Source organism: Streptomyces sp. CA-210063, from assembly GCF_024612015.1.
GTDB lineage: Bacteria > Actinomycetota > Actinomycetes > Streptomycetales > Streptomycetaceae > Streptomyces.
Genome location: NZ_CP102512.1, coordinates 6,790,794 through 6,809,247, shown reverse-complemented (window position 1 = coordinate 6,809,247; position 18,454 = coordinate 6,790,794). Strand labels below are relative to the sequence as shown.

At 70.9% G+C, this 18,454-nt stretch carries 12 protein-coding genes; 5 read left to right on the top strand and 7 right to left on the bottom strand.

Translation table 11 applies throughout. The annotated features are described in order from the left end of the window. The first annotated feature begins 87 nt into the window (after positions 1–87). Positions 88–1,521 carry a GH1 family beta-glucosidase gene (locus tag JIX56_RS29830; RefSeq protein ID WP_257545104.1) on the top strand — a complete coding sequence of 478 codons (1,434 nt, stop codon included), beginning with the start codon at positions 88–90 and terminating at the stop codon, positions 1,519–1,521. 64 nt (positions 1,522–1,585) lie between these two features. On the opposite strand, the gene JIX56_RS29825 is transcribed toward JIX56_RS29830, so the two are convergent. After that, complete coding sequence (locus JIX56_RS29825; protein WP_257545103.1) at positions 1,586–2,026, bottom strand: ATP-binding protein; 441 nt, start codon at positions 2,024–2,026, stop codon at positions 1,586–1,588. Positions 2,027–2,284: 258 nt separating this feature from the next. Between JIX56_RS29825 and JIX56_RS29820 the strand changes: the two genes are divergently transcribed. The 4 genes from JIX56_RS29820 (at position 2,285) to JIX56_RS29805 (ending at position 9,691) form a co-directional block, all read left to right on the top strand. Next, entirely contained in the window at positions 2,285–3,166 is an 882-nt protein-coding gene (locus JIX56_RS29820) for a helix-turn-helix domain-containing protein (RefSeq protein ID WP_257545102.1), read from the top strand. Positions 3,167–3,176: 10 nt separating this feature from the next. Then, a complete protein-coding gene (locus JIX56_RS29815) occupies positions 3,177–3,368 on the top strand; it encodes a DUF397 domain-containing protein (RefSeq protein WP_257545101.1) in 192 nt (63 codons plus the stop codon). Between the two features lie 176 nt (positions 3,369–3,544). Next, complete coding sequence (locus tag JIX56_RS29810; protein WP_257545100.1) at positions 3,545–5,992, top strand: SpoIIE family protein phosphatase; 2,448 nt, start codon at positions 3,545–3,547, stop codon at positions 5,990–5,992. Positions 5,993–6,118: 126 nt separating this feature from the next. Further along, a complete protein-coding gene (locus JIX56_RS29805) occupies positions 6,119–9,691 on the top strand; it encodes a SpoIIE family protein phosphatase (RefSeq protein WP_257545099.1) in 3,573 nt (1,190 codons plus the stop codon). 60 nt (positions 9,692–9,751) lie between these two features. On the opposite strand, the gene JIX56_RS29800 is transcribed toward JIX56_RS29805, so the two are convergent. From JIX56_RS29800 to JIX56_RS29775, 6 genes are all read right to left on the bottom strand, one after another. Next, positions 9,752–11,755 (bottom strand): beta-galactosidase, encoded by a 2,004-nt coding sequence (locus JIX56_RS29800; RefSeq protein WP_257545098.1) that lies wholly within the window; start codon positions 11,753–11,755, stop codon positions 9,752–9,754. Further along, positions 11,752–13,086, bottom strand: coding sequence for a glycoside hydrolase family 36 protein (locus JIX56_RS29795; RefSeq protein WP_257545097.1), 1,335 nt, complete (start codon positions 13,084–13,086; stop codon positions 11,752–11,754). The genes JIX56_RS29800 and JIX56_RS29795 overlap by 4 nt, the downstream gene beginning before the upstream one ends. A gap of 432 nt (positions 13,087–13,518) precedes the next feature. Continuing rightward, positions 13,519–14,448 carry a carbohydrate ABC transporter permease gene (locus JIX56_RS29790; RefSeq protein ID WP_257545096.1) on the bottom strand — a complete coding sequence of 310 codons (930 nt, stop codon included), beginning with the start codon at positions 14,446–14,448 and terminating at the stop codon, positions 13,519–13,521. Beyond that, positions 14,445–15,440: a carbohydrate ABC transporter permease gene (locus tag JIX56_RS29785; RefSeq protein WP_257545095.1), complete on the bottom strand. Its 996-nt coding sequence runs from the start codon at positions 15,438–15,440 to the stop codon at positions 14,445–14,447. Before JIX56_RS29785 ends, JIX56_RS29790 begins: the two co-directional genes overlap by 4 nt. Next, positions 15,437–16,747, bottom strand: coding sequence for an ABC transporter substrate-binding protein (locus JIX56_RS29780; RefSeq protein WP_257545094.1), 1,311 nt, complete (start codon positions 16,745–16,747; stop codon positions 15,437–15,439). Before JIX56_RS29780 ends, JIX56_RS29785 begins: the two co-directional genes overlap by 4 nt. A gap of 273 nt (positions 16,748–17,020) precedes the next feature. After that, a complete protein-coding gene (locus tag JIX56_RS29775; protein WP_257545093.1) occupies positions 17,021–18,430 on the bottom strand; it encodes a sensor histidine kinase in 1,410 nt (469 codons plus the stop codon). Positions 18,431–18,454: the final 24 nt, after the last annotated feature.

The window sequence follows — 18,454 nt, the reverse complement described above, 5'->3', positions numbered from 1 at the left end:
GCCGCCTCGACCCCTGTCTGTCCTCTGTCGTTCCTCTCCCCCCACCCACCTCCGTCGGTCTGTCACGACCACCTTGGGAGCGCTTCCATGCCTGAGCCCACAACGCCGGTGACCTTTCCTCCCGCCTTCCTGTGGGGCGCGGCCACCTCCGCCTACCAGATCGAGGGAGCGGTGCGGGAGGACGGCCGTACGCCCTCCATCTGGGACACCTTCAGTCACACCCCGGGCAAGACCGCCGGCGGTCAGACCGGTGACATCGCTGTCGACCACTACCACCGCTACCGCGACGACGTGGCGCTGATGGCGGAGCTGGGCCTCAACTCCTACCGCTTCTCCATCTCCTGGTCTCGGGTGCAGCCGACGGGCCGGGGCCCCGCGATCCAGAAGGGTCTGGACTTCTACCGCCGGCTGGTGGACGAACTCCTGTCCAAGGGCATCAAGCCGGCCGTCACCCTCTACCACTGGGACCTCCCCCAGGAGCTGGAGGACGCGGGCGGCTGGCCCGAGCGGGACATCGTCCACCGCTTCGCCGAGTACGCGCGGATCGTGGGCGAGGCGCTGGGCGACCGCGTGGAGCAGTGGATCACGCTCAACGAGCCGTGGTGCACCGCGTTCCTGGGCTATGGCTCCGGGGTGCACGCGCCGGGCCGTACGGACCCGGTGGCGTCGCTGCGCGCGGCCCATCATCTGAACCTGGCGCACGGGCTGGGCGTCGAAGCACTGCGCTCGTCGATGCCGGCGCGCAACTCCGTGGCGGTGAGCCTGAACTCATCGGTCGTACGGCCGATTTCGGACTCCCCGGAGGACCTGGCGGCGGCCCGGAAGATCGACGACCTGGCGAACGGCGTCTTCCACGGCCCGATGCTGCACGGGGCGTACCCGGAGAGCCTGTTCTCCGCCACCTCGTCGCTGACGGACTGGTCGTTCGTGCAGGACGGTGACGTGGCGACGGCCAAGCAGCCGTTGGACGCGCTCGGGTTGAACTACTACACGCCGACGCTGGTGGGCGCGGCGGACACCTCCGCGGAGGGCCCGCGCGCCGACGGGCACGGCGCGAGCGAGTTCTCGCCGTGGCCGGGCGCGGACGAGGTGTTGTTCCACCAAACTCCCGGCGAGCGTACGGAGATGGGCTGGACCATCGACCCGACGGGCCTGCACGAGCTGATCATGCGGTACTCGCGGGAGGCTCCCGGGCTGCCGATGTACATCACCGAGAACGGGGCGGCGTACGACGACAAGATGGACGCGGACGGGCGCGTCCACGACCCCGAGCGGATCGCGTATCTGCACGGCCATCTGCGGGCCGTGCGCCGGGCGATCGCCGAGGGTGCGGATGTGCGCGGGTACTACCTGTGGTCCCTGATGGACAACTTCGAGTGGGCGTACGGGTACGAGAAGCGCTTCGGGGCGGTGTACGTGGACTACGCGACGCTGACTCGTACACCGAAGTCGAGCGCGTACTGGTACGGACAGGCGGCGAAGACGGGGGCGTTGCCGCCGCTGGTGACCACCTCGGCGTAGGAGCCGGGGGCAGGGGGAGCCCTCTGGGGGGGACGAGGGAGCGGGGGTCCGGGGCGCGGCGCGATTAGGGGAGCGCCGCGCCCTCGGCGTTGGTGGAGGCGGCGAGTCGTGATGTGCGTGCCCCCAGTTCGAACCACGTGGCCTTGCCCTGGCCGGAGCCGTTCGTATCCACACCCCACGCGTGGGCGCCGAACGAGATCAGCCGCATGCCCCGGCCGCCCTCGTCGTCGGGGGTGGCCGAGCGGGCGGTGGGCAGGCCGGGGGCCTCGTCGTGGACCAGGATGCGGAGGCGGGCGGGGCGGATCCAGGCGGCGTGGAGGATGACCTGGGTCGTGCAGCCCTTCGCCGTGCAGGCGTTGATGGCATTGGTGACGGCCTCGGAGGTCAGCAGGACTGCGGTGTCGGTGAGTTCGGGGTGACCGGAGGCGGCGAGAAGGGCTCGGACGGCTTCCCGGGCGGGGCGGACCCAGACGGGGTGCGGCGGGAAGGCGAGGGAGACGTTCATGGGGGCGGCCTCTTTCGGTGGGGTTGAGCATGCACGCGGTGACCAGGTCCGGGCCTCGGCGCCTTGGCGACTGGCTTGAGGGCGGGGGTACTTCCTCGTGACGCGGGGTGGGCGGTTCAGTACCGACCGTAGGGCCACACGTGAGAAAGTTACAACTGTGTACACCAGCTTTCCCCCTTGGGGGTGACGCCTCCGCAGCGGCGTTGGACGTCGGCACAACGCGCGCGGCACACTGCGCACGGCCACAAGGAGGACCGCATGCCACCTAGGACCAGCCCCAGCGAACGTCAGCGGCGCCTGGGCAGCGAGCTGCGCAAACTGCGCATTCAAGCCGGGTTGTCGGGTGATGCCGCCGCCAAGCTCATCGCCGTCGAGCGCACCAGGATCAGCCACATCGAATCCGGCCGCGTCGACGTTCCACGCAACGGGATGTACAGGCTGCTCCGCGCGTACGGCTGCCCCGAAGGCGCCTATTTCGAACGCCTGCTGGACATGGCCCACGAGAGCGGGAAGGGCTGGTGGGGTGGGTTCCGCGACACGATCGGCCCGGCAGCCCGGGACCTGGCCGAACTCGAGTCCCGTTCACACGTGCTACGGACCCACGAACCGCTCCTCATCCCCGGCCTGCTCCAGACCGAGGACTACGCCCACGCCGTCATCGGAGCCACGGAAGTCGACCCGCAACGCGTCCGCCGGTACACCGAGTTCCGGCTCGCGAGGCAGCGCGTGCTGACCGATGCCCCTGCGGTGTCGTATCACGCGGTCATCCATGAGGCCGCGCTCCACACCCGTGTGGGTGGCCCTGCGATCATGCGCAGACAACTGCTGCGGCTCATCGAGATCTCCCGGCTGCCCAACGTGACCGTTCAGGTGTACCCGTTCGAAGCGGGGAACTACGCCGCGCACACCCAGTCGTTCGTCATCTACGGTGCCGCGGCCCCCGAGTTGGACACGGTCTACCTGGAGCACCCCACGCAGTCGCTCTTTCTGAGGGATGGAGAGCAACTCACGGAGTACGCGAAGATGTTCGAGCGGCTCGCCGAGCTGGCGCTGGCACCGGTCGATCCCGAAGCGGCGCCCGAATCGCACGAGACACGCGACTCACTGAGCCTGATCCAGCACGTGATGTACACCCTCTGAAAGGACCGCCATGGCCCAACTCGGCTGGCAGAAGTCATCGTTCAGCTCGGGCGGCGAGGGCAACTGCATAGAGCTGGCGGCAGCCACCCCGTACCGCATACACCTCCGCGAGAGCGACCGGCCGGACGAGATCACCACGGCCGCTCCCCGTGCCTTGGCGCACCTCCTGCACACGGTCAAGGGCGAAGGCCTCAGTCGCTGAGGCCCAGGCATGGCTCAGCTCGCGGCGGGCACCGAGGCCGTCCTGGGCGACTGATCCACCCCTGGCCACCTGCCCGAGGAGCCCACCCACGACCCCACATTCACCATATAACCGACATACCATGATTGCGTCATACTTGACGCGGTGGCCACGTCTCCGAGGACGGGATGAGGCACATGGGCAGGACGCGGACCGAGGTCGGTGAGCGGTTGCCCTCGGCGGGTGTCATCGACGAGGCGGCGACGGCCAGGGTGACACTCGACGAGCAGGGCACGGTGACGGGCTGGGGCACGGGGGCCGAGCGGCTGCTCGGCTACCGCGCGACGGAGATCGTCGGCCGCCCCGGCGCCGCCCTGCTCGCCGACGGCGCCGACGGCCTCGACGCGGACCCGCGGTCCCTCGCGGCGCTGCCGCGCTGGAACGGCCGGGTGGCGCTGCGGCACCGGGACGGACGGCGACTGGACGTGGCGGTCCTGGCCCACCACCGGACATCCGGCACCGGGGAGAGCGACTGGCTGGTGGTCTCGGCCCTCACCGGAACGAGCCCGGAGCCCCAGGACGACCGCCTGACCGGCTGGAGTTTCACGCAGACCCCGTGCTGCACGATGGCGCTGTACGACACCGGTCTGCGTCTGCGTCGCGCGAACGAGGACATGCAACGCGCCCTGTCCCTCACCGAGGACGAGATGCGCGGGCTGCGGGTGGCCGAAATCGTCGTGCACGCGGACTCGGACAAGACCGAGCGGGCCATGGTCAAGGTGCTGGAGACCGGCGAACCGCAGTACATCGAGAACTACCTGCGGGTGGAGGGGGAGAGCCGTGAGCACGCCTGGTCGGTCTACCTCGTCCCGCTCAGGGACCAGGACGGCCGGACGCACGGTGTCCTCCTCTCCGCGCACGACATGACGGAGCAGTACTGGGCCCGCCAGCGGCTCCAGCTGATCACCGAGGCCAGCGCCCGCATCGGCACCACCCTGGACGTGACCCGGACCGCGCAGGAACTGGCGGACGTGGCCGTCCCCGCCATCGCCGACTTCGTCACCGTCGACCTGCTCGCCTCCCTCGACGGCGCCGCCGACCCGGTCCCCGGCAGCCGGCCCGGCACGGCGGACGGCGCCACGGAGCTGCGGCGCATGGCCCACCAGTCGGTGTACCAGGGCGTTCCGGAGTCCGTGGTCGCGGTGGGCGAGACGGACGTCTACCCGGCGGGCTCGCCCCCGGTGGAGTGCCTGAGCGCGGGCAGGGGCGCGCTGTTCGCGATGACCGATCCCGGGTTCGCCCCGTGGACGGCGAGGGACCCCGCCCGCGCGGACCGGATCCGGACGTTCGGGATCCACTCCGTGATGATGGTGCCGCTGCGGGCCCGCGGCACCATCCTGGGCGTGGCCGTCTTCGTACGCCACCAGCGCCCCGAGGCGTTCGAGCGGGACGATCTGCTGCTGGCCGAGGAGATCACCGCCCGGGCGGCCGTCTGCGTCGACAACGCCCGGCGCTACACCCGCGAGCGCTCCACCGCCGTCACCCTCCAGCGCAGCCTGCTGCCGCAGCGGCTGCCCCGCCAGGCGGCCGTGGACGTGGCCTCCCGCTATCTGCCCGCCGGGGGCACGGCCGGCGTGGGTGGCGACTGGTTCGACGTGATCCCGTTGTCGGGCGCCAGGGTCGCGCTGGTCGTCGGCGACGTGGTCGGCCACGGCCTGCACGCCTCGGCGACGATGGGCCGGCTGCGCACCGCCGTCCGCACCCTCGCCGACGTCGACCTGCCGCCCGACGAGCTCCTCACCCACCTCGACGACCTGGTCTCCCACCTCGCCGCCGACGACAACGAGGACGACGCCCCGTACTCCGACGGAGACCTCGGCGCGACCTGCCTGTACGCCGTGTACGACCCGATCGCGCGCCGCTGCACCCTGGCCGCCGCCGGGCACCCCGGACCCGCCCTGGTGAGCCCCGACGGAACGGTCACCCTTCTGGAGCCGCCCGCCGGGCCGCCCCTGGGCCTCGGCGGACTGCCGTTCGAGGCCATCGAGGTCGACGTACCCGAGGGCAGCCTGCTCGCCCTCTACACCAACGGGCTGATCATGGCCCGTGACCCCGACATCGACCGCGGACTGGACGTGCTGCGCCACGCCCTCGCGCAGCCCGCCGCCTCCCTGGACGGCGTGTGCGACACGGTGCTGGGCGCCATGCTGTCCGGTCGCCCCATGGACGACATCGCCCTGCTCGTCGCCCGTACCCGCACGCTCGACGCCGACCATGTGGCCACCTGGGACCTGCCCGCCGATCCGGCCGAGGTCGCCGGAGCCCGCAAGTTGGCCGCCGGCCGGCTCGCGGAATGGGGGCTGGACGATGCCACGTACATCACCGAGCTGGTCGTGAGCGAACTGGTCACCAACGCCATCCGGCACGCCGAGCCGCCGATCCAGCTACGGCTGATCAACGACCGCACGCTCATCTGCGAGGTGTCCGACGCCGCCAGCACCGCCCCGCACCTGCGTCGCGCCCGCACGTTCGACGAGGGCGGCCGCGGCCTGATGCTGGTCGCCCAGATGACCCAGGCGTGGGGCACCCGCCACACGGCCCTCGGCAAGACCATCTGGGCGGAACAGGCCCTGCCCGGACGGTGAGGCCTGAACGAGAGGACGAAGAAGACGGCGAGGAAGACGGCGAGGAAGACGGCGAGCAAGGCGGCGAGCAAGGCAAGGAAGGCGAGGAAGGCGACGAAGACGGGGACGACGAAGAGGACGAACGAGATGGACGGACCCGACAACGGGGACGCACCGCACGACGCGCACGGACACGACGCGTACGGAGAGGACGCGTACGGAGAGGACGACGAGGCCGCCCGGGTCTTCGCCCAGGGCGGGCCGTTCGGTGAGGTGCTGGCCGGAACCGACTGGCCGGCGACCGTCCTCGGTCCCACCGACACCTGGCCGCGCCGGCTGGTCGAGAGCCTGCGCGTCGTGCTGGCCTGCGAACTGCCGATGGCGCTGTTCTGGGGGCCTCGTTTCGTCATGCTCTACAACCAGAGCTACGCCGAGATCATCGGCTCCAAGCACCCGGGGGCACTCGGGGCCCCCGCCGGCCAGCTGTTCCCGGAGAACTGGGACGACTACACGGGGCCCATGTTCCAGTCCGTCGTCGACCGGCGTCGCGCACTGGTCGTCCGTGACCAGCCCTTCCGCCTCATCCGCCACGGCTTCCTGGAACAGACGTACTTCGACATCTCCTTCCAGCCGGTGCTCATGGACGACGGGACCGTCGGCGGGGTGCTGTGCTTCGTGTCGGAGACCACCGGCCGGGTGCTCGGCGAGCGGCGCCTCGGGCTGCTGGCCGACATCGGGGTGCACACCACCGACCTGCCCGGCCCCGCGGAGGTGGCGCGGGAGATCGCCGAGGTGCTGTCCCGCCACGCGGACGACGTGCCGTTCGCCCACCTGTACCTGCCCTCCGGGACGGAAGGGCTCGCCCTGGCCGCGTCCACCTGCCGTCCGCCGCCCCACGGGGCCCGGGCCCGGCTGCCCGACGACGTCGCCGGCGAGGTCACCGGGGGCACCGCCGTCACCCTGCCCGCGGAACCCTTCCTGTGCGAGCCCGGTGCGACGTCCGCCGAGGCGCCCCCCGCCGAAGCGCTCGCCCTCCCGTTGAGCAACGCCGACCGGGTGCGCGGGGTACTCGTCGCGGGGATCAGTCCGCTGCTTCCCCTGGCCGGCGGCTACCGGGACTTCCTCGACATCCTCGCGCGCGCCGTCACCGCCGCGCTCTCGGCCGCGCTCGCGCACGAGGAACAGCGCAGACGCGCCGAGGCGCTGGCCGAGCTGGACCGGGCCAAGACGACGTTCTTCTCCAACGTCAGCCACGAACTGCGCACACCGCTCACCCTGTTCCTCGGTCCGGTCCAGGACGCGTTGGCGCGGGAGGACCGGCCCGAGCCGCGCAGGCGGCTGGAGATGGCCGAACGCAACGCCCTGCGGCTGCTGAGGCTGGTCAACACCTTGCTCGACGTCACCCGCGCCGAGGCGGGGGCCCTGCGAGGCGACTTCGAACCCGTCGATCTGTCGGCCACCACCGCCGAGCTGGCCGGGATGTTCCGCTCCGCCTTCGAGGCGGCCGGCCTGGCGCTGGACGTCGACTGCCCGCCGCTGCCCCAGCCGGTCTGCGTCGACCGCGAGATGTACGAGAAGATCGTCCTCAACCTGCTCAGCAACGCGCTGAAGTTCACGCCGTCGGGCGGCGCCCGGGTCGTCCTGTCGGCCGTCGGCGACCGTGCCCGGCTGACGGTGTCGGACACGGGCATCGGGGTGCCCGAGGAGGAACTGCCCCGGCTCTTCGAACGCTTCCACCGGGTGCACGGAGCACCCGCCCGCACCCACGAGGGCAGCGGTATCGGCCTCGCACTCGTCAAGGACCTGGTGCAGCAGCACGGCGGCACCGTCACCGCCGACAGCCGCCCGGGCGGGGGCACCACGTTCACGGTGGAGATCCCCTTCGGCACGGCCCATCTGTCCCCGCCACCGCGTGCGGAACACGAGCGCGTCGCCGCGGCGACCGGGCCCTCCCGCCAGGCCACCGCCTACGCGGAAGTGGAGCGCGGCCTGGCCGTCCCCCACGGACAGCCGACCCGCACCGAGCGGGAGGCCTGCGCCGCGGAGGTGACCCACGAGGAGGGAGCGGACCGCGCCGGGCAGGAGAGCCGAGCCGAGTGGAAGACCCACGCCGAAGGGGCCGTCCGCCCCGGCGCCTCCGGCCACGGTGCCCGCCCCCGGCTGCTCATCGCGGACGACAACAGCGACATGCGGGCGTACCTGTACGACCTCCTGCACGCCGAGTACGACCTGGGGCTCGTGCCCGACGGCCGGACAGCCCTGGCGGCCGCCGTCGAGGGCCCGTACGACCTGGTGCTGACCGACGCGATGATGCCGGGCATGGACGGCTTCGAACTGGTCCGCGCGCTGCGGGCCTCCCCTCGTACCTCCCAACTGCCGATCGTGATGCTCACCGCCCGGGCCGGCGAGGAGGCCTCCGTCCAGGGCATCGAGGCGGGCGCCGACGACTACCTGGCCAAGCCCTTCTCGTCCCGCCAGCTGCTCGCCCGCGTACGGGCCAACCTGGAGCTCTCGCGGCTGCGGGACCGCATCCTGTCCGAGACCCGTGAGCACGCGACCGCGCTGGCCGCCCTCGCCGACGCGGGGCTGCGGCTGTCCGGCAGCCTCGAACCCCGGCAGGTCCTGGAGACGGCCGGCGACCTGCTCGTCCCCCAGCTCGCCGACGAGGTCCGCGTCGAGGTACTCGGCGACGCGCTCGGCCCCGACACGGCCGGGTCCCCGGACCCCGCCGTGTACACCTCGGGACATGGCGCCGCGGCCGACGACAGGCTGACCGACGCGGTGGCCCGCGTCCTGCGCGGGGGCCCGGCACCGCGGGACCCGGACGGCCGGCTCCTGGCCATGGCGCTGACCTCGCGCGGCCGGACGCTGGGCGCCCTGGCCGTGGCCCGCCGCCACCGCCCCTACTCCGACGGCGAACGCACCTACCTCGAGGCGTTGACCAGCCGGATCGCCGTCGCCTACGACAACGCCACCCGCTACCAGAACGAGCGCCGCCTCGCCGTCGCGCTGCAACGCGCGCTGCTGCCCCAGGCCCTCCCCCAGGTGCCGGGCGTGGCCACCGCGTCCTACTACCGGGCCAGTGCCCTCGGCGCCGAGGTGGGCGGCGACTGGTACGACGTCATCCAACTGCCGGACGGCGCGGTCGGGCTGGCCATCGGGGACGTCATGGGCCACGACGTCGACGCGGCCATCCAGATGGGCAGCCTGCGGTCGGCGCTGCACGCCTACGCGCTGGAGTCCTCCACCCCGAGCGAGGTGCTGGCCCGCCTCGACGCCCACTGCCGCACCCTCGACAGCGAGCGCTTCGCCACCTGCCTGTACGCCGTCTACGAGCCCGGAGCCCGTCGGCTGCGCTACGCGTCCGCGGGCCATCTGCCCCCGCTTCTGGTGGCCGGCGACCGGACCGGCTACCTGGACCTCGCCCCGGGCATGCCCCTCGGCGTGGCCCGCGGCGACGCCACCGACCACGAGACGCTGCTTCTCCCCGGCACCGGCCTGCTGCTCTTCACCGACGGCCTGGTCGAGCACCACACCGCGCCCCTCGACGACCGGCTCGCGGCCCTGCGTCTGCTCTGCCGCGACGCCATGCCCGCCCCGGAGTCCCCGCACGCCGCGCCCGCCCCGGACGTGATCATCGGCCAGGCCCTCGGCCTGCTGGCCACCCCCGGCCGCGTCGACGACGACACGGCCCTGCTGGCCGCGGTCCCGGCACCGTGAGGATCCGCAGGGGGCCGGCCGTCGGACAGGCGTCCGACGGCCGGCCCCCTCACATCGCTGTCAGCGCGGTTCCCGTACGACCGCCACGTCCCCGGCGGCCACCTTCACCGAGCCGCCCTCGGCCGCCTTGCCCGTCAGCAACTCGGTGCCGTCGGCCCTGACTTCGGCGTCCTCGTCCCCATGGTTGATCAGGAAGAGGTAGTCGGCGTCCGGTCCCCGTCGCAGTACCGCCTCCACGCCCTCGGGAGTCGTACGCACCGGCTCCACGCCCGCATCCGCGCGGATGCGGTCCAGCACCGACGCGAGCGTCGTCGGGTCCGGGAGCGTGGCCAGGTACCAGGCGGTGCCCGAGCCGTGGGTGTGACGGGTCACCGCCGGGACACCGGTCAGCGGGCCGGAGGTGTACGTGGCCACCGGCTCGGCGCCCGCCAAGGCGACGCGCTCGGACCACAGCCCCGCCGTACCGCCCCCGCTCAGCCCCACCGACTCCCCCGGCAGCAGCGGGAACAGCTCGTCCGTCCGGACGCCCAGCGCCTCGCGGAACGCGCCCGGGTAACCGCCCAGCCGGACATGGCAGTTCTCGTCCACCGCGCCGCTGTGGAAGCCGACCGCCAGGACACCCCCGTCCGATGCGAAGCCCGTCAGGTTCGCCGCGCCCTCGTCGTCCACCAGGTAGAGGCTCGGCGCCAGGACCAGCTTGTACGCGGAGAGGTCCGCGTCGGGGCGTACGAAGTCCACGGCGACGCCCGACCGCCACAGCGGCTCGTACCAGGCGCGGACCAGGTCCTGGAAGCGGACCTCTTCGCTGGGCTGGGAGGGGAGTTCGACGGCCCACCAGGCGCTCCAGTCCCAGACGATCGCCACCTCGGCGACGCCCTCACTGCCGCGCACCTCGGCCAACGACCGCAGATCCGCGCCCAGTCGGACCACGTCACGCCAGATCTGGCTGTCCGTGCCCGCGTGCGGGAGCATCGCCGAGTGCCACTGTTCGGCGCCCGCCTTGGCGGCCCGCCACTGGAAGTACGCGATGCCGTCCGCGCCGTGGGCCACGTGGGACAGGGCGTTGCGGCGCAGCTCGCCCGCCGTCTTCGCCCGGTTGACCGGCTGCCAGTTCACCGCGCCCGTGGAGTGTTCCATCAGCAGCCACGGACGGCCGCCCGCCAAGGACCGCACCAGGTCGCCGCTCAGGGCGATGTCGATCTGCGACTCCGGGTCCGTCGACTGGAGGTAGTGGTCGTTCGAGACGATGTCCAGCTCGGGGGCCCAGCGCCAGTAGTCCAGCTTGTCGAAGTTGTACATCACCATGAAGTTGGTGGTGGCGGGGGTGGACGGGGCCGCCTCCAGCAGCACCTCCCGTTCCGCCTTGCACAGCGACAGCAGTTCGTCGCTGCAGAAGCGGCGCCAGTCCAGCTGGTGGGTCGGGTTCGGGACCGCGCCCGTCGGGCGGGGCGGGATGATCTCGTCCCAGTCGTAGTACCACTGGCTCCAGAACGTCGTGCCCCAGGCGTGGTTCAGCGCCGCCAGGTCGTCGTCGTACTTGTTCCGGAGCCAGACGCGGAACGCCGCCGCGCTCGTGTCGCAGTGGCACTCGCCGTTGTGGCAGCCGTACTCGTTGTGGACGTGCCACATGACCACGGCCGGGTGGTCGGCGTACCGCTCGCCCAGCACACGGGCGATCCGCAGGGCCGCCTCGCGGTAGGCGGGGCTCGACGGGCAGAAGGTCTGGCGGCTGCCGTAGGAGAGCGTGCGGCCGTCCTTGTCGACCGGCAGGGCGTCCGGGTGGGCCCGGAAGAACCAGGCCGGCGGGGCCGCCGTCGGCGTCGCCAGGTCGGCCGCGATGCCGTTCTCGTGGAGCAGGGCCAGGATCCGGTCGAGGCGGGAGAAGTCGTACGCGCCCTCCTTCGGCTCGAGGAGCGCCCACGCGAAGATGTTGACGCTGACCATGGTGACGCCGGCCTCACGCATGAGGCGTACGTCCTCGGCCCAGACCTCCTCGGGCCACTGCTCGGGGTTGTAGTCACCGCCGTAGGCGATGCCGGGGACCTTCAGTTCGCGCGCGGTCATCGGGCAACTCCCGTCAGGAGGCGGCGTGTGGTGTCCACGCCCCAGGTGTCAAGGGACAGCAGGCGGTCGCTGGAGGCCATCAGGCCGCCCGTCGACTCGACATGGGCCGCCCAGCGTTCCCGTGTCTCCACGGCGGGGCGGGCCATCAGACAGTCGGGGTCGTTCACCCAGAGGCGGCCGTGCTGCCACTGGCGGCCGACGCCCGTGAACTCGGCGGGGTCCTGGCCGGGCTGGCTGTAGTCGTCCGCCTCGGGGCGGCGGTGCGGAGCCGTGTCGGGGCTGATCCGCATGGCGTCGAACAGGCCGACGGAGGGGAGAATCGGCGCGCCGCAGCCCAGAAGGTAGGCGTCGGGGCCGATCGCGTCGCGGATCAGCTCGATCCCCTGGCGGTACGCCGTCAGGGCGTCCACCGGCGCGTGCCGTACGCCCTCCAGCGCGCCCGCGTAGAGGAAGTCGACCTTGAAGTAGTCGTAGCCCTCGGAGCGCAGGGTCGTGAAGACCTCGGTCAGGTACGCCGCCGCCTCGGGGTGCGTGGTGTCCAGGACGTGGAGGTCGTGGCCCCAGTTGCGGCCCGCGTGCAGGGGCTCGCCGTCGGAGTCCTTGACCAGCCACTCCGGGTGCTCGGCGGCCAGTGTGCTGGACGGGTCGACGAGGAAGGGGGCCGTCCAGATGCCGGCGCGGCGGCCCCTCGCCCTGATCGCGTCGGCGATGCCCGCGCGGGAGCGGAAGCGGCCGGAGAGGGTGAGCCAGTCGCCCAGGGCCTTCTGGTAGCCGTCGTCGATCTGGACGACGTCGATGGGGAGGTCGAGGGTGTCCATCGCACGGAGGTTCTCGTGGATGTCGTCCTCGGTGACGGAGGTGAAGTACTCGTACCAGGAGCACCAGACCGTGGGCGCCTGGCGGGGGGCCGTCAGGCCGAGGCCGGTGGCCCAGTCCGCGAGGACGGACTGGATGTCCGTGCCGGTCCACTCCTTCACGGGGCCGTCGGCACTCACGTCGGCCTGTCCGTCGCGGACGACGAGGCGGATCGACGGCACCTCGGCGGTCGGCTCGGGCGCCGCCCACAGCCGTACGGGGGTGCCGTCGCCCGGGTCGAGCACCAGCAGACCCTCGCCCTGGAAGGTGCCGGCGGGGACGGTGCGGCCGGGGCGGTAGCAGACGGTCGCCCAGTTGGCGTTGGTCGGGCGGTAGGGGGCGTCGCCGAGCGCGTAGGAGCCGCTGGGGCTCCAGGACTGCCAGCCCTCCTCGTGGACCCTCGCGGTGCGAAGGTCCACGGGCACGGAGGCGACCGGCGTGAAGGGGTTGGCCGCTGTTGGCGGAGAAATGTTCATAACGTCGCTTTAGCTCGATCATGTGATGGTCGGCCCTTTGGGCTTGCGGAACTCTGGGCCGACCTGGCTAGCGTTGTTGTGCGATCTGGGACGCCGGGTAGGGCGCCAGCTGCGGGGCCCCCGCTCCACCGGAGTGATGGTTCGGGGCCTCCCCGTCGCCTCTGGCCATACCCGCATGGCCAGGTCGTGAGGGAACCGGCCTCCTGGGCCCGGACCACGGACACGATCCGTGTCGCCGACCTGGGGTCGAGTACGCCGGGGACCAGTACGCCCACGACCGTTCGGGGCGTGCGGCTGAGCGGACTCGCTGCTCAGTCCGGAGGAACGGTCGGGCACGGTGGTTCTGATGGCGCCGGGCCTTGGGGTGAGTCCGGCGCCGGACCTGCGTGACCTTCTGCAAGCCCGGCGCCAGACCTCTGTGACGGGCTGGCGTCAGCCCTTGTTCGCGCCCAGGGTCAGACCGCCCACGAACTGCCGTTGGAGCAGGAAGTAGACGATGAGAGTGGGGATCGCGGTGAGCAGGGCTCCGGCGGCGACGAGGTTGTTGTCGGTGAAGAACTGGCCGGAGAGGTTGTTCAGGGCCGAGGTGATCGGCATGTTCTCGCCGGTGGAGATCAGGACGAGCGCCCAGAAGAAGTCGTTGTAGATCCAGATGGACAGCAACGTGGCGAGGGCGGCCATCGCGGGCTTGCACAGCGGCAGGACGATCTGCCAGTACATCCGCCATACCGAGGCGCCGTCGACGAGCGCGGCCTCGGTCAGTTCGTGCGGCAGCGAGCGCATGTAGTTGCTGAGCACGAAGGCGCAGAACCCGGACTGGAACGCGATGTGGATGAGGACCAGGCCGAGCGCGGAGTCGTACAGCTTGCCGCTCATCGTGATGCCGGGCAGGTCGATGAGCAGGTACATGCGGTACAGCGGGGTGATGATGACCTGCTGCGGGAGCAGGTTGCCGGCCGTGAAGACCAGCAGCAGTGCCAGGTTGATCCGGAAGTCGAAGCGGGACACGTAGAACGCGACCATCGACGACAGGAACAGCGTGAGCAGCACCGCCGGGACGGCGATGACCAGCGTGTTCACGAAGTAGTGCGTCATGTCGGACTGGGTGAACGCGTTCGTGAAGTTCTCGAAGGTCAGCTTGTCGGGCCAGGAGACATAGCCCTTCTCACTGGTCTCCGAGTACGGCCGCAGCGCCGCGTAGACCGCCCAGAGCAGCGGGGCGAGCCAGGCCAGCGCGGTGCCGGCCAGGAACACGTGCAGCAGGACCCGGGCGGGACGCAGGGGCGTGCGCTCCTTGTGGGTGCCCGTGGTGAGGTCCGCCACGACGTCCTTGGTGGCGGTGGGGGCGGTGGAGGCGCTCATGCGCGGCGCTCCTTCCGGAAGGTGCTGATCAGGTACGGGATGATCACGACGAGGGAGATCAGCAGGAGGACGACCGCGATCGCCGACCCGTATCCGATCCGGCTGGACTCACCGATGATGTTGCTGGTCACGAGGATCGACAGCAGCTCGGTGCCCTCGGCTCCGCCGTTGAAGACGAAGACGAGGTCGAAGGCGCGCAGTGCCTCGATGATGGTGACGACCAGGACCACGGTGTTGGTGGGGCGCAGCGTCGGGAAGATGACGTTCTTGAAGGTCTGCCACTCGTTGGCGCCGTCGAGCGCGGACGCCTCGCGCAGCGAGGGGTCGACGCCCTTCAGGCCGGCCAGGTAGAGGATCATCATGTAGCCGGTGTGGCGCCAGGACGCGGCGATGAGGATGGCCCAGAGGTTGAGGTCCGGGTCGCCGATCCAGTCGATGTACTGGCCCGGTTCGTTGGCGCCGATCAGGCTGTTGATCAGGCCGGTGTCGGGGTTGTAGACGAGCTGCCACACGAAGCCGATGACGGCCATGGACAGCACGACGGGCAGGAAGAACGCCGTCTGGTAGACCCGGCTGAACCGGATGTTCTTGTCCAGCTGCACGGCCAGGAACAGGCCCATGGGCGTCGGGATCAGGATCAGTACGACGAACCAGACCACGTTGTGCTCGACGGCGGGCCAGAACTGCGGGTTGTTGCTGAACAGTTCCTTGAAGTTCTCCAGCCCGACCCACTGGATGGTGTCGAAGCCGATGCCGTCCCAGGTGGTGAAGGCGAGGAGGATCGAGGCCAGCGCCGTCACCCACACGAGGGCGACATGCAGGATCGTCGGCAGACCCGCCATCACGCCGAGGGTCAGCCGGTCGCGCCTGGTCAGCAGACGCTTGTGGCCCGTCGCGTGCTTCTTGACGGGGACATGGGCAGAGCCCGGAGGCGGCACCTTGGCCGCTTCCGGGTTGCCCGACTTCTCGGGGGTGGTGTCGGTCTTGGTCATGAGGAGGCGAAGATCGTCTTCTTCTGGCGCTCGATCGACGAGAGCAGACTGTCGATGCCCTTGGGGTCACGGATGAACTTCTGCAGCGAGGGCTGCATCACCGTGGACGTGAAGTCCGGGCGGCTGTCGCGGTCCATGAACTGCGTGAGGCTCTTGGCGCCCGCGATCATGTCGTACGCCTTCTTCTGCAGGGCGGTGTACGACGAGGTGTCGGCGCCGGTGGCGGCGTGGACCACGCTCGGGTCGGCCTTGAGGTAGATGTCCTCGGCCTCCGTGGTGCCCAGGAACTCCAGGAGCTTGACGGCCTCGGCCTTGTTCTTGGGGTTCTTGCTCATCATGAAGCCGTCGGTGGGCGCCTCGACGGTGTCCTGGCCGTACGCCGGGTCGATCTCCGGGAAGGCGAAGAAGTCGAGGTCGTCGAGGTCTTCCTTGTTGGTGAACTGCTGCGCCACGAAGGTGCCCAGCAGGTACATGCCGGCCTTCTTCGACACCAGGGTCTGGGCCGCGTCCTGCCAGGTGCGGCCGACGGCGCCCTCCTGGTGGTACGGGAGGAGCTCGGCCCACAGGTCGAAGGCGGACTTCACCTTGGCGTCGGTCCAGGACGCCTTGCCCGCCATCAGCTCGACGTGGAAGTCGTAGCCGTTCTTGCGGAAGTTGATCTGGTCGAAGGTGCCGAGCGCGGGCCAGGCGTCCTTGTCACCGAACGCGATCGGGACGAGCCCGTCCTTCTGCATCTGCTTGCACAGGGCGATCAGCTGGTCCCAGGTGGTGGGGACCTCGTAGCCCTTCTCCGCGAAGACGCTCTTGCGGTAGAAGAGCGCCCAGGGGTAGCTGTACAGCGGCACGAAGTAGTACTTGCCGTCCTCGCCCTTGCTGAGCTTCTGCATCGCCTCGGGGAAGTTGCCCTGGATGGTCTTCCACACGTCGTCGATCGGCGAGGCCAGGCCCTTGGCCGCGAAGAACTGCATCCGGTAGCCGGCGAACCAGGTGAACACGTCGTCCGGCGTGCCCTGCAGGTAGGAGTTGATCTGCTCCTGGAAGGTGTTGGAGTCCTTGGTGTTCACGTCGACCGTGATGCCGGACTTCTTCTGGTACGCCGCGTAGATCTCGGCGAACGCCTTCTTCGGAACCGGGTCGGACGCCTTGGAGCCGAGGGTGACGGTCTTCGGGTCGGCGGCCGTGCCGCTGCCGCCGCAGGCGCTCAGCAGGGGGATGCCGGCGCCGAGCGCGGCGGCGCCGCCTATGCCGCGCAGCAGGGTGCGGCGGCTCGGACCGGGCACGGCGAGACCAGAAGGTGTGAGATGCATGTACGGCTCCCTGGGGGGACAGGTCGTTCGGTCTCCATGGCCCTCGCCGGTGACTGATCGAAAACAATCAGAAACCAACTCGACCGAACATCGTGGCCGCAATAACAGCTCTATGTCATGTCATACGTCAAGGCTTCTTGTCCCCCTTTGTTGAAACGTAATCCCTGGTTGTCGAAACGTGACCGTCATACACGTGAGCCACATCACCCACGGACATGCGCACATATACGGGACAGAGCGGTCGCACATGCTCGCGCGCGGGTGTGCGCGTGATCATTTGAAGGCGGGGTGCCCCTTCAGGTGTTTGCGTCGGCGTATGGACGCGCCCCGGTGTCCCCGCCGCGTCGGCGGCCTGCCCTCCCGCGCCGCTCCCCCCTTCAACTGGATCCGGATCCGCACCTCGGCGCCGCCCAGCACCGACGACCCGATCCGTACATCGCCGCCGGTCGACTCGGCGAGTCGGCGGACGATGTCGAGTCCCAGACCGGTCGAGCCGTCGCTGCCGGAGCCACGGCCACGGGCCATGGCGGCCTCGGGGTCGGCGATGCCCGGGCCGGCGTCGGAGACCAGAACGATCACCGCGTCCTCGCCGTTGTGAACGTCGACCGCGAACGCCGTGCCCTCCGCCGTGTGACGGAAGACATTGCCGAGGAGGGCGTCCAGGGCGGCTGCCAGGTCGGCCCGGGCGACGGGTATGCGCACCGGGCGCTCGGCCCCGGCCATCCGCCACCTACGGCCCTCGTCCTCCGCGAGCGCCGACCAGAACGCCATCCGCTCCCGGACCACCTCGGCCGCGTCGCACCCGGCACCCGGCCCCGCCGTCGCGGTCTGCGGCTTGGCCTCCCGCGCCGTCCTGATGATCGTGTCGACCTCCCGCTCCAGTTGCTCCACCGCCGCCCGGGTCTGCTCGGCGGCCGGCCCGTCGCCGAGCGAGGCCGCGTTGAGCCGCAGCACGGTCAGCGGTGTCCGCAGCCGGTGCGACAGATCGGCCGCCAGCTCCCTCTCGTTCGCCAGTAGCTGGACCACCTGGTCGGCCATCGCGTTGAATGCCATCGCCGCCAGCCGCAGCTCCTTCGGCCCCTCCTCCGGTACACGTGCGCCCAGCTGCCCCTCCCCCAGTTCGTGCGCGCTCTCGACCAGCCGCTGGGCGGGCCGGACCATGCGCACCCCGAGCCGGTCGGCCACCGCGACCGAGCCGACGATCAGCAGGGCGCCCACCCCGGCGAGCACCGCCCATGCCATGACGACCCCGTTGCTCACCTCGGACTCGGGCACATACACCTCGAGGACCGCTATCTCGCCGGAGCTGAGCGCGGTGGGCTGGAGCAGCGTGGACCCGCCCGGCACCTCGGCGGTGGACGCCCGGCCCCACTTCCGCACGGTGGCGATGTCCTTGTCGGAGGCCCGCTGCCGCCCGAGATCGATCGCGGCGGCCCCGTCGCCGCCCGCCGGTATGTGCACGGCCATCCCCTCGTCCGCCCCCGCCGAGGCGACGACCCGCTCCAACTGCTCCCGGTCGGTGGTGATCGAGAGGGCCGGGGCGATCGCGGCCGCCTCCCGCTCGGCATTGGAGAAGGCCCGGTCCCGTGCCATCTCCCTGATGACCAGCCCGAGCGGCACCGCGAAGGCGACCACGACCATCGTCGTCACCGCCACGCACACCTTGACCAGCGCCCACCTCATGGCCCCACCGCCCCGCGCACTGCG

What these genes read in the sequence shown, in the direction of transcription:
- JIX56_RS29785 (WP_257545095.1), bottom strand. Translation starts at nt 15,440, where the DNA reads ATGACCAAGACCGACACCACCCCCGAGAAGTCGGGCAACCCGGAAGCG.
- JIX56_RS29820 (WP_257545102.1), top strand. Translation starts at nt 2,285, where the DNA reads ATGCCACCTAGGACCAGCCCCAGCGAACGTCAGCGGCGCCTGGGCAGC.
- JIX56_RS29810 (WP_257545100.1), top strand. Translation starts at nt 3,545, where the DNA reads ATGGGCAGGACGCGGACCGAGGTCGGTGAGCGGTTGCCCTCGGCGGGT.
- JIX56_RS29825 (WP_257545103.1), bottom strand. Translation starts at nt 2,026, where the DNA reads ATGAACGTCTCCCTCGCCTTCCCGCCGCACCCCGTCTGGGTCCGCCCC.
- JIX56_RS29790 (WP_257545096.1), bottom strand. Translation starts at nt 14,448, where the DNA reads ATGAGCGCCTCCACCGCCCCCACCGCCACCAAGGACGTCGTGGCGGAC.
- JIX56_RS29815 (WP_257545101.1), top strand. Translation starts at nt 3,177, where the DNA reads ATGGCCCAACTCGGCTGGCAGAAGTCATCGTTCAGCTCGGGCGGCGAG.
- JIX56_RS29805 (WP_257545099.1), top strand. Translation starts at nt 6,119, where the DNA reads ATGGACGGACCCGACAACGGGGACGCACCGCACGACGCGCACGGACAC.
- JIX56_RS29780 (WP_257545094.1), bottom strand. Translation starts at nt 16,747, where the DNA reads ATGCATCTCACACCTTCTGGTCTCGCCGTGCCCGGTCCGAGCCGCCGC.
- JIX56_RS29800 (WP_257545098.1), bottom strand. Translation starts at nt 11,755, where the DNA reads ATGACCGCGCGCGAACTGAAGGTCCCCGGCATCGCCTACGGCGGTGAC.
- JIX56_RS29830 (WP_257545104.1), top strand. Translation starts at nt 88, where the DNA reads ATGCCTGAGCCCACAACGCCGGTGACCTTTCCTCCCGCCTTCCTGTGG.
- JIX56_RS29775 (WP_257545093.1), bottom strand. Translation starts at nt 18,430, where the DNA reads ATGAGGTGGGCGCTGGTCAAGGTGTGCGTGGCGGTGACGACGATGGTC.
- JIX56_RS29795 (WP_257545097.1), bottom strand. Translation starts at nt 13,086, where the DNA reads ATGAACATTTCTCCGCCAACAGCGGCCAACCCCTTCACGCCGGTCGCC.